This window comes from Collinsella sp. LCP19S3_B11, from assembly GCF_052121915.1.
Taxonomy (GTDB): Bacteria; Actinomycetota; Coriobacteriia; order Coriobacteriales; family Coriobacteriaceae; genus Collinsella.
In genome coordinates, this window is record NZ_JBQKDI010000013.1 from 48,000 (window position 1) to 57,447 (window position 9,448).

The 9,448-nt window shown below is 41.6% G+C and carries 13 protein-coding genes; 9 read left to right on the forward strand and 4 right to left on the reverse strand.

Annotated features, from left to right (window positions below; translation table 11 throughout):
* Positions 1-225: 225 nt before the first annotated feature.
* The 4 genes from ACTQV4_RS07760 to ACTQV4_RS07775 form a co-directional block, all read right to left on the reverse strand.
* On the reverse strand, positions 226-915 hold the full coding sequence (locus tag ACTQV4_RS07760) for a DNA-methyltransferase (protein WP_441085677.1): 690 nt from the start codon (positions 913-915) through the stop codon (positions 226-228).
* Positions 916-1,096: 181 nt separating this feature from the next.
* Positions 1,097-1,306: a hypothetical protein gene (locus tag ACTQV4_RS07765; protein WP_441085678.1), complete on the reverse strand. Its 210-nt coding sequence runs from the start codon at positions 1,304-1,306 to the stop codon at positions 1,097-1,099.
* Complete coding sequence (locus ACTQV4_RS07770) at positions 1,307-1,783, reverse strand: hypothetical protein (RefSeq protein ID WP_441541168.1); 477 nt, start codon at positions 1,781-1,783, stop codon at positions 1,307-1,309. It lies immediately after the preceding gene.
* On the reverse strand, positions 1,780-2,364 hold the full coding sequence (locus ACTQV4_RS07775) for a hypothetical protein (protein ID WP_441085680.1): 585 nt from the start codon (positions 2,362-2,364) through the stop codon (positions 1,780-1,782). Before ACTQV4_RS07775 ends, ACTQV4_RS07770 begins: the two co-directional genes overlap by 4 nt.
* A gap of 456 nt (positions 2,365-2,820) precedes the next feature.
* Between ACTQV4_RS07775 and ACTQV4_RS07780 the strand changes: the two genes are divergently transcribed.
* The 9 genes from ACTQV4_RS07780 to ACTQV4_RS07820 form a co-directional block, all read left to right on the forward strand.
* Positions 2,821-3,423 carry a terminase small subunit gene (locus ACTQV4_RS07780; protein WP_441541170.1) on the forward strand — a complete coding sequence of 201 codons (603 nt, stop codon included), beginning with the start codon at positions 2,821-2,823 and terminating at the stop codon, positions 3,421-3,423.
* Between the two features lie 18 nt (positions 3,424-3,441).
* Positions 3,442-3,831 carry a hypothetical protein gene (locus tag ACTQV4_RS07785; protein WP_441569578.1) on the forward strand — a complete coding sequence of 130 codons (390 nt, stop codon included), beginning with the start codon at positions 3,442-3,444 and terminating at the stop codon, positions 3,829-3,831.
* Positions 3,828-4,238 (forward strand): hypothetical protein, encoded by a 411-nt coding sequence (locus ACTQV4_RS07790; RefSeq protein WP_441085682.1) that lies wholly within the window; start codon positions 3,828-3,830, stop codon positions 4,236-4,238. Before ACTQV4_RS07785 ends, ACTQV4_RS07790 begins: the two co-directional genes overlap by 4 nt.
* On the forward strand, positions 4,225-4,497 hold the full coding sequence (locus ACTQV4_RS07795; protein ID WP_432490425.1) for a hypothetical protein: 273 nt from the start codon (positions 4,225-4,227) through the stop codon (positions 4,495-4,497). The genes ACTQV4_RS07790 and ACTQV4_RS07795 overlap by 14 nt, the downstream gene beginning before the upstream one ends.
* Positions 4,498-4,553: 56 nt before the next feature.
* Positions 4,554-5,840, forward strand: a complete 1,287-nt coding sequence (locus ACTQV4_RS07800) for a PBSX family phage terminase large subunit (protein ID WP_441085683.1) — start codon at positions 4,554-4,556, stop codon at positions 5,838-5,840.
* 58 nt (positions 5,841-5,898) lie between these two features.
* Positions 5,899-7,428 carry a phage portal protein gene (locus ACTQV4_RS07805; protein WP_441541173.1) on the forward strand — a complete coding sequence of 510 codons (1,530 nt, stop codon included), beginning with the start codon at positions 5,899-5,901 and terminating at the stop codon, positions 7,426-7,428.
* Between the two features lie 12 nt (positions 7,429-7,440).
* The gene (locus tag ACTQV4_RS07810) at positions 7,441-8,187 is read left to right on the forward strand and encodes a hypothetical protein (RefSeq protein ID WP_441085769.1); all 747 of its coding nucleotides are present in this window, start codon (positions 7,441-7,443) and stop codon (positions 8,185-8,187) included.
* A gap of 101 nt (positions 8,188-8,288) precedes the next feature.
* Positions 8,289-8,972, forward strand: coding sequence for a DUF4355 domain-containing protein (locus ACTQV4_RS07815; RefSeq protein WP_441541175.1), 684 nt, complete (start codon positions 8,289-8,291; stop codon positions 8,970-8,972).
* Between the two features lie 32 nt (positions 8,973-9,004).
* Positions 9,005-9,448: N4-gp56 family major capsid protein (locus ACTQV4_RS07820; RefSeq protein WP_441569579.1), on the forward strand; the 444-nt coding region annotated here is incomplete at its 3' end.

The window sequence follows — 9,448 nt, forward strand, 5'->3', positions numbered from 1 at the left end:
CCTCCCTATCTAACAACACATTTCTAGAATAGCCCACAAGATCATCCATAGAATTAGGAATGTCCACAAACCTAGAAATAAAGCCGTTGCTGAAACGCCTACCACGAATAGTAGGAATAACCCTATTAGGAATAGTAGAAAAGCTACTAAGAGGCTTATCCAACAATTAAATTTGTCACTCAAAACTCATCCCACCCTTCCACGTAGGCGTATTCCTCTTCTGATTCAGGCTCCTTCTGATAGTAGTCTCCCTTTGCTAATTTCAAAGTACTCCGGATCTAGTTCAGATCCTATGAATCCTCTCCCTAAATTAGCACAGGCTACTCCTGTAGAGCCGCTCCCCATAAAAGGATCTAGTACAACGTCTCCCTCATTAGTTAAATGTTCCACTATCCACTGCATTACAGCTACTGGCTTCTGTGTAGGGTGACCCTTGCCTACCTTTTCGCTACTTGGAGTTAAGCCTGATTTAATCAGAGGTCGATCATAGGTATCACTGATCCGGTTGAATGTCCACTTTGCCCCCTTCTTAACTGCCCATACGGCTACCTCATAATCTACAATAAACCTCCGATCTCTATTACGAGGCATCGGGTTAGATTTTTCCCAGCGAATCATATCTTTAACCTCAAACCCTAGTGACTCCAAAGTAGCAGCGATCTCTCCTAGGTTTTTCCAAGCATTAAATATTAGGATATTTCCTCCCTTTTTAAGTTTTGGAGTAGCCAGTTCGATCCATGAGCTTAAGTCAAACTCCTTGTCCCACTCGCCAAAGTCAATCCCTCCTCTGCCCATGGACTGGAAGTTGTTATCTCTACTGATGTTGTATGGGGGATCTGTAATAATTGCGTCAATGCTGTTATCCTCCAGTGTATTAATGAACTCCAAGCTGTCTCCAAAGTTTAATGTAATCATTATAAATCACTCCTCATAATATTCATAATAAATCCAGTAGTTGTGCCAAACATTTGTGATCGCCAGTGGAACTCCCTCGTATGAGTACTACGAAGCATGGCAATGCTTAAGTCGATGAGATTCTCCTATAATGCCACTTCGAAGTCCTTTGGTCGCCGTTGAACATCGTGCGCAAAGATTGTCATTTGGAATCCTCCCTCAGCTCTACCAGAGCCGTTGTATCGCCGCCACTCATAACATTCCAATCAGATGAACTAAACGCTCCATAGAACACTCTTAGAATTTCATAGGATTTAGCAAGCTCTGTAAGTTGTTCGTCGATACCTGTATACTTGAGATGACCGTCTTCATCATACTTAGTGAACCCTTTCAGCTCTCTCCACTCAGTCATCTACTCCACCTCCAGTATCTTGGACATCCGTTTGATAGCTTCCTCAGCCTGTTTGCCAGACTCTTGAATCTTATTATCCAATCGTTCCTCCAAAGCATCTCGCACAGCTTCCGGAAGGTATCTGTCCAATGACAAATCCGCCATCTGCTTACGAGCTGTGGTCATGTTTGATAAAGCAGCTAGGTACACATCCAAGTTAATGTCTAGTGAAGTATCTAGGACAGTTTTGTGAGTAAATTGTGGAACGAATGGTAGATCAGTCTCTTCGTCAACTAATTGCAGTTCGTCTGCATAAAACCAGATAACTTCTCCCTGCTCCAATCCAACCATGACATTGGGGTCTTCTACCCTTCTGTTTGGATTCACTGTTCTAACCTCGCCGATAGTTCCTATAGGAACTGTTGGAGATGAAATTACATACCTTCCCGATAAGTCCTGGAAATACCTTACTTTGTCGCCTACTTTAAATTCTGTCATAAATACCCTCCTAATGTTTTACTAAGTTGTTTGTCTAGCCTAGAAATCTTTCTAGCTACTGTTGATTTAGGTACTCCTAAAGACTTCTCAATTTCTCTAACACTAGACTCTCGAATGTACCTTTCAACGAATAGTGACAATCTTTCTTTATCATACCATGGAAGTATCTCAGTTGTCAAGTAAATGGCATCAATCCATCCATCTTCTAAGGAAACTTCCACAGCTAGATGGTCAAGAAGCCCCATCGGAAACTCATGGGCATACTTCTCAGAGGGTGTCTTCATTCTACGGTGCTTACGAAAGCTATAAAAGCTATACTCAAAACTACTGCACTTAGCGTATTTGTTATCTCCTCCAATAGAGCCTACCGTATCGTTTGCCAAAGCTAATAGAGATACCCACTCGGAGAGGGATTCTGGAGGCTCCCCAAATCGCAGTTTATAGGATGATATAATTTGCTCAGCCCATAAAAAGTTTTCTTTATCAGTTCCTTTATTTCTCAATAGGTACTTTATGAGCCGAATACCCTCTTGGACGGCTTTACCTTTATTTGCAGCTCTCTGAAAATTCTCATACAGCATAATAAGCCTCCTAAAATAGTCTGAGAGCTGTTCTACGTCACTTACGCCTAATCATCCCAGAAGATAATAAAAGTCTCCTCAGACGGTTGTCAACGACTCATAGGCGTATTGTAGCTTCCTTAGCTCTATGAATCTATCTTACCACGTCTTTAGAGACTTGTCAATAGCTTTTTGTAATTAATTTAAACTCCATTGCAAAGCCTTCCTTTCCTTTTCCAAGTTTCGGATAAGCTTTCTAAAGGCTTTTGCAAGGCAGCTTCTTGGAGTACCGTCGGTATCAGCGACCGACAGCGCTAAAACCTTTTCTCTAAAAGCATTATACCATTATTTAAAAAGCTTGTCAAGTGATTGACTCCATTATATTAAAATATTCTAATAATTCTTACATGGGACGTCCCAAGCTTCTAAAGGGGCTATCGAATGAGGACTTATTAATCTGTTGGAAGGAGGAGACAGATGGCTCTTAAAATTCAAGGAAAAGAAGTCGGAGAGCGACAGCAGCAGTACATGACTTCCTCACAGACTCCAGACTACTATGATGGAGTAGATTTAACAACCCTTAAGCCAAAGATGAAACGCTTTGCGCAGCATTATGTATCTACGGTAAACATTGCTGAAAGCTGTAGATCAGTTGGTTACAATGAATCTTCTGGACACCGCTTATTAAAACGAGACGATGTAAAAGCCTACATTCAATGGCTTATTACAGAGCAGTCCAACGCTGACATCATGACTGCTACAGAAGTCTTGGAGCATCTTACAAAGATTGCTAAGCGAGATGGCTATGATGAAATCGTAACAGCTAAAGGGGATAAGATTCAAGCAAGGATTTCTACAAAAGACCAGCTGACCGCCTTACAACAACTAGCTAAATTCCATGACTTGCTAACTCCAGACGTACAAGTCAATAATGAATTAAACATCATAGTTGATATATCTGAGCCGGAAGACGACGAAGAAGAAATTAAGCAGGCCGAAGCAGTTGAGGACGATGCTTTGGAAGCAGACTTCGAAGAAACCGACGAAGAACTAGACTATGGTTTTCTGGAAAACTACTAAAGGAAGGGAGAAATCCTTATGGAAAAGCTTCCGACTCCCCTTCGGAAAGTCATTTCAATACTCTATTTGAAATGGCACGGCATAGGACTATCTGTAGTCAGCATTCTGTATGGCGTAAGGCTATACTTAAATATAGACACACTTAATCACGAGGCTTTATACGACCACATCTCCAGTCTTTTTGATCTACGACTTATATCAGCTTTCTTTGTAACAGCTGGATTTATCAAACTTCTTGGTATCATCCTTAACAGAAACAGACTTCGTATAGCAGGAGTAACCTCTTTAGCAGTTCTTTGGTCTGTTATGGGAGTAACCTATCTGTCTACCCCTAATACGATTGCTATTCTGGCTATTGGATGTGCTTGGACAGCCTATGGAGTTCTCATTCGGGAGGACTTTAAATGAACTTCCAGCACTGGGATGTACTAATCACTGGTGTATTAGCCTTTGTAACTGCTTGGGTAGGCAAAAACTTAGACTTCAAAGGGCTAGTCAGAAAGACTGAGATAGAGAATCGTGACGAGATTTACACTAGCTGGAAAGAGATGTACGAGACTAAGGCAGCTGACCACAACGAGCTTAAAGCTGAGTACAACTCTGTTCGACAAACTGTTTTCGACTTAGAGGAAAAGTTTAGCCAGTTAAAATTTGAGATGGCTGACTTGAAGCGATCCATGCAAGAGAAGGAAGACGGCTATTTGCTACAGATTTCTCAGCTAGAGGAACGTGTCGACGAACTTGAGGAAGAAAACGCCTCTCTGAAAGAAGAGTTAGAAACCTTTAAAGGAGGTGGTAAATTTGAACAACACTGAAATCATCATGACCGTTGCAGTCGGCATCGGGGCAATCATGACAGGCTTAATGAATATGATTAAATCTCAAGAGTATATTCCAGCTCGGTACATTCCTTTGGCAGCTATCGTCTTAGGCGTTATCGTTGGAGTAGCCGGAGGTATGGTTGTATTTGATGTCGAACCAGTTATCGGAGCAGTTGCAGGACTTATTGCAGGGCTTTCGTCTGTAGGCTTCTACGAGACTGGCAAGTCTGTTAACAATGCTATCAACAAATAATCAAGAAGCCCTACGGAAAACCTCTGTGGGGCTTTTATCTACTTTAGGAGGACACTATGGCAAACGATAATAAAACAATTCCATTAAAACTTACAGTCCCTCCGAGAATCTTTAACGAGGCTTACCTTCCATACTTATACAATAAGCCTAATGGTAAGTATCGTACAATGGTTTTCTACGGAGGAGCAGGTTCTGGTAAGTCTAAGTTTGTGGTTCAGAATACGATTCTAAAAGGCTTAGCAAGTAAGCGTAAGTTTCTAGTAACACGTAAAGTTGATAATACGATTCGGGACTCCATCTTCCAAGAATACAAGACATGTCTACAGGAGTTTGGCATCTACGACCTATGTGATGTAAAGGCTTCGTACATGACTATTAAACTACCTAATGGAACAGAGTACATATTTAAAGGGATGGAAGACCCAGAGCGTATCAAATCTATTTCCGGTATCTCTGACATAGTTATGGAGGAAGCTACTGAGTTCACTTTGGACGACTACTCACAGCTTCAACTACGGCTGCGTAACAAGTCTGCCGGAAACAACCAAGTATTTATTATGTATAACCCTGCTTCAAAAGATAACTGGGTCTACCACATGTTTCATAACCCAGCTAAGAAACGTCCAGAGAATTGCAAAGTTATTAGTACAACTTACAAAGACAATCGATTCCTTCCTAGATCATACATCAAGCAGTTAGAGGACATGAAGAATACTAACCCAGTATACTACGAAATCTACGCTCTTGGCAAGTTCGCCAGCTTGGGTAAACGTATTTATACAAACTGGACAAGACAGCGGCTAGACTTACGGAAGCTTTTGAGAGACCACTGGAAACCTAAATGGGGGCTTGACTTCGGATTTACCAATGACCCTACCGTACTACTTTCCATTATGATTGATGAATCTTCTAGGTGTCTTTACATCTATGATGAAATGTATCAAACAGGTTTATTAAACAAGGACATCTTCGAAGAGATTAAGAAGCGTAAGATAGTCCACAATGAAATCTTTGCAGATAGCGCTGAGCCAAAGTCTATTGAAGAGCTTCGGAGGCTTGGGGCACGACGTATTAAACCTTCACGAAAAGGGAAGGACAGCATCTTGCATGGTATCCAATATCTGCAAGGCTACACAATCGTTGTTGACCCACGCTGTGTAAGGACTATCTCAGAGCTGGAGAATTATGAGTGGCAACCTAACAAACATCTTAAGGACGAGTACCTTAACAAACCTCGATCCAACGGCTTCGACCACTGTATGGATGCTCTTCGATATGCTGTATCAGACATGATCCCAAGAAACAAAGTAAGGTCTATCAGCAAGGCTGCCTTCGGGCTGTAGGACAGTTCCACAAAAGCGTGGGGCTGTACCTTTGAAGATAATTAAGGAGGACTATCACATGGCTATTCCAAATAACCAATTGTCTGCTGGAGACATTTATACAGTCGCTGATAATCGTAAGCACTATATATCCAGAGACTTTACAACTGATGAATTAATTAATGCTGCTGAACTCCATTATGGGAGAGTAGGTAGCTACCAGCTTTTGTATGATTATTACAAAGGTGTGCACCACGCTATCCTAAACAGAACGTTTGACGATAAGACAAAGCCTAATAATAAAGTCGTGCACAACTTCCCTAAACTGTTAGTAGATACAGCAGCTTCTTACTTAGCTGGGGAACCAATTACTTTAAAAGGCGACGAGACAACTATTGATGCGATGCTTCCAATTCTTAATAAGAATGATTTCCATGACGTTGACAATGAGTTGGTTAAGCTTTCTGGAATCTTTGGCCATGCTTTTGAAATCCATTACCTAGACCGTAACGGAGACTATCGTATCAAAGCAATTTCTCCAATGAATATGGTTATGTGCTACTCGATGGACTTGGACAGTGAACCTCTAGCAGCTATCTATTATAACACTGTGTACCAAAGCGCTACAGGAGCTGTGTACCGGACTTATGAAGTCTATACCAAAGATAAGATTATTAAATTTGAAACAGAGACTCTTGCCGATGGAACTAAAAGTAAGCCAATCCCAGAAACTTTTCCGAATCTTCTTGGAAAGTTTAATGTATTTGAAGTCATCGCTAACGAGGAACGTCTAGGAGACTTTGAAGCTCAGATTCCATTAATTGATGCTTACAACTTAGCTGTATCAGACTCTGTAAATGACATTAACTATTTGAATGATGCCTACTTGTGGTTAGCTGGATTTGACATTGGAGAAGACGAAAACGGTAACTCTGAGTTGGATAAGATGAAAAACAATCGTGTCATGGTTACCGAAGAGGGTGGGAAGGCTGAGTGGTTAGTTAAGAACATTAACGATACTCACATTGAAAACATCAAGGATAGAGCCGAACGTAACATCTTTAGTCTTTCTCAAACTCCAGACTTGACATCTAAAGACTTCAATGCAGCTACTGGAACAGCTATGAAAGCTGCTACACAACCATTGGAGAACAAGTCAGCAGTTCGTGAGTCTAAGCTTCGCAAAGTATTTCGCCAACGCTATGAAATCATCTGCCACTACTTGACTAATTTGAAAGGTGCTAAAGATCTTAAACCAGAGAAAGTGGAACCAGTCTTTGTACGTAACCTTCCACAATCATTCTCAGAGTTAGCTGATATGGCTGTTAAACTTCGTGACATTCTACCAGATGAAACGATCATTGCACAGTTCCCATTCATTACTGACCCAGAGTCTGAGGTTAAGAAAGCTAACGAACAGCGTAAGGAACGTATGAAGATTCAAGCAGAGATGTCAATGCTTAAACAGACTAACCTTGGACAAGTCGCTACAGCAGGTCAAAACGTCAAGAAGCTAGACAATAGAACTGATGCCAATACGATTACCACAGATGATGCAGTAGCTGCTAAAGAGCAGGAGAAATCACGTAACAAGAAACCAAGAGACTAGGAGGACTTATAGATGGCTAGAAAGATGGGGAAGAAGAAACGCCAAGAACTTCTGGAAGCCTTTCTGACAGATGTCATGATAGATACTCAGAAAGACTTTGCAGATATTATCGGGAGGTACTCTCCCCAACTTGAGGCTGTTGTTGATAAGATTATCATAGAAGCTATGAAAGAGTCTCCAGACTATATGCTTATCCAAGACTCCAAGAGCTTACTAGAATACTACACCTCAGTCTATGGTACAGCCTTCAAAGAAGAGCTTACAAAAGCTTTCACGGAGGTTGCTGAAAAGGTCGTGGGACACCCCTCATTGGGAGAGGGGATAGCCTCTGTAGATATAACGAACGCAATTCAAGAGCTTATCGAAGAAGCTTACGACTACTTCTTTAGCATCTTACTTCCGATACTCTATGAATTGGAGGGCGTAGCTACAGGAACAGTCGTTTTAGGAGAGAGTCAAGGCAAGCTCGCTCACTTAGAACAGCTTAGAGACAACCTTCTCTACTTCCTCAGACGACATGTAGAGGCTCAAGCCTCAGTAATTATAAATCTTGCTGTTGTGGAAGCTTCCAAACAGTACGAGATAACATTATGGAAATGGAGCAATAGACCAGAGTTAACCGTTAGTGGAGTTTGTGAGCATTGCAAAAGCTTAGCTCACGGAGGTATCAGAAACGAGGGTCTCTATACCCTAGAAACATTACCTCTTCTCCCTGTGCATCCTCATTGTGTCTGCATCATTGTCCCTGTAATCTCGTAGGTTAAATGTTAAAGGACACCTAAGCCAAGGACTTTACAAAATACTATATCTAAAGCACGGTAGGGCGTTGTACCTACGAGGGCGGAAGGAGAAATACAATCATGGCAGACGAAATTATGAAAGAACAAGGCAATGGGACAGCAGAAGGCACAGAAGGGTTATCTGTTGAAACTGTTTTAGGAGCTATCGAATCCAATCCAGAACTGCGTAAAAGCGTAGAAAGTCAATTCTTAAACAAAGATACAGTAGGAAGTTTCTTAGAAACGGAAGCAGGCAAATCTATCATTAGTCCTCGGTTAGACCAGTTTGCATCCAAAGCTATTGAGTCTTGGAAGAGTAAGCACTTGGAAGGGATCGTTCAAGAACGGTTACAAGAATTAAACCCTCCAGAAACACAAGAGCAGATTCAACTTCGGCAGATGCAGTCACAGCTCAAAGAAATCCAAGCAGAGAAAGACCGCTTAGCAATGCAAAGTGTGGCTTCAGCCGCATTAGCAGCTACAGGACTTCCGGCAAGCTTTGCAGACTACGTGATTGGAGATTCTCCAGAAGCTACGAAACACAACGTCAACTCTTTAGACGTAGAAATCAATAACCTCTTGTCACAACGTGTGGAGGAAAAAGTAAAAGGCCTTGCAGCTCAGACAGCACCTAGCAACCAAGATATTGTAGGGGTTGGAGGGCAGCGAGAAGCTAAATCATTATTCGACTTATCTCCCCAAGAAGCTATGCAGCTTAAAGCAAGCAACCCAGCTAAGTACGAAGCTTTGCGACGTAACTCTTAATTAGATAAGTCCATACGAAAAGGAGAATACACATGGTAGCAGAAGTAACTAAAATTGCAGATTTAATCAACCCCGAGGTCATTGGAGACTTCCTAGAGAAGAAAATGATCGACAACCTTATCTTAGCACCTTTGGCAGATATTGACAATACTTTAGTCAATCAGCCAGGCGATACTTTGACAGTACCTCAATGGAACTTCATCGGAGAAGCTGACGACGTAGCGGAAGGTGTAGCGTTCGACCCAGTTAAATTGACTGCAACATCTTCTACAGCAACTGTTAAAAAAGTTGTTAAAGGTGTTACATTGACGGACGAGGCTGTTCTATCAGCTTATACACAACCTGTCAACGAAACTGTACGTCAGTTAGCTTTAGCAATCGCAAGCAAAATCGACAACGACTTTGTGGATAAGATTAAAGCTTTGACTCCATCGACTGATGTTAAGATTGACCCAGCTGGTTACGGATGGGTATTG

What these genes read in the sequence shown, in the direction of transcription:
- ACTQV4_RS07760 (WP_441085677.1), bottom strand. Translation starts at nt 915, where the DNA reads ATGATTACATTAAACTTTGGAGACAGCTTGGAGTTCATTAATACACTG.
- ACTQV4_RS07765 (WP_441085678.1), bottom strand. Translation starts at nt 1,306, where the DNA reads ATGACTGAGTGGAGAGAGCTGAAAGGGTTCACTAAGTATGATGAAGAC.
- ACTQV4_RS07770 (WP_441541168.1), bottom strand. Translation starts at nt 1,783, where the DNA reads ATGACAGAATTTAAAGTAGGCGACAAAGTAAGGTATTTCCAGGACTTA.
- ACTQV4_RS07775 (WP_441085680.1), bottom strand. Translation starts at nt 2,364, where the DNA reads ATGCTGTATGAGAATTTTCAGAGAGCTGCAAATAAAGGTAAAGCCGTC.
- ACTQV4_RS07780 (WP_441541170.1), top strand. Translation starts at nt 2,821, where the DNA reads ATGGCTCTTAAAATTCAAGGAAAAGAAGTCGGAGAGCGACAGCAGCAG.
- ACTQV4_RS07785 (WP_441569578.1), top strand. Translation starts at nt 3,442, where the DNA reads ATGGAAAAGCTTCCGACTCCCCTTCGGAAAGTCATTTCAATACTCTAT.
- ACTQV4_RS07790 (WP_441085682.1), top strand. Translation starts at nt 3,828, where the DNA reads ATGAACTTCCAGCACTGGGATGTACTAATCACTGGTGTATTAGCCTTT.
- ACTQV4_RS07800 (WP_441085683.1), top strand. Translation starts at nt 4,554, where the DNA reads ATGGCAAACGATAATAAAACAATTCCATTAAAACTTACAGTCCCTCCG.
- ACTQV4_RS07805 (WP_441541173.1), top strand. Translation starts at nt 5,899, where the DNA reads ATGGCTATTCCAAATAACCAATTGTCTGCTGGAGACATTTATACAGTC.
- ACTQV4_RS07810 (WP_441085769.1), top strand. Translation starts at nt 7,441, where the DNA reads ATGGCTAGAAAGATGGGGAAGAAGAAACGCCAAGAACTTCTGGAAGCC.
- ACTQV4_RS07815 (WP_441541175.1), top strand. Translation starts at nt 8,289, where the DNA reads ATGGCAGACGAAATTATGAAAGAACAAGGCAATGGGACAGCAGAAGGC.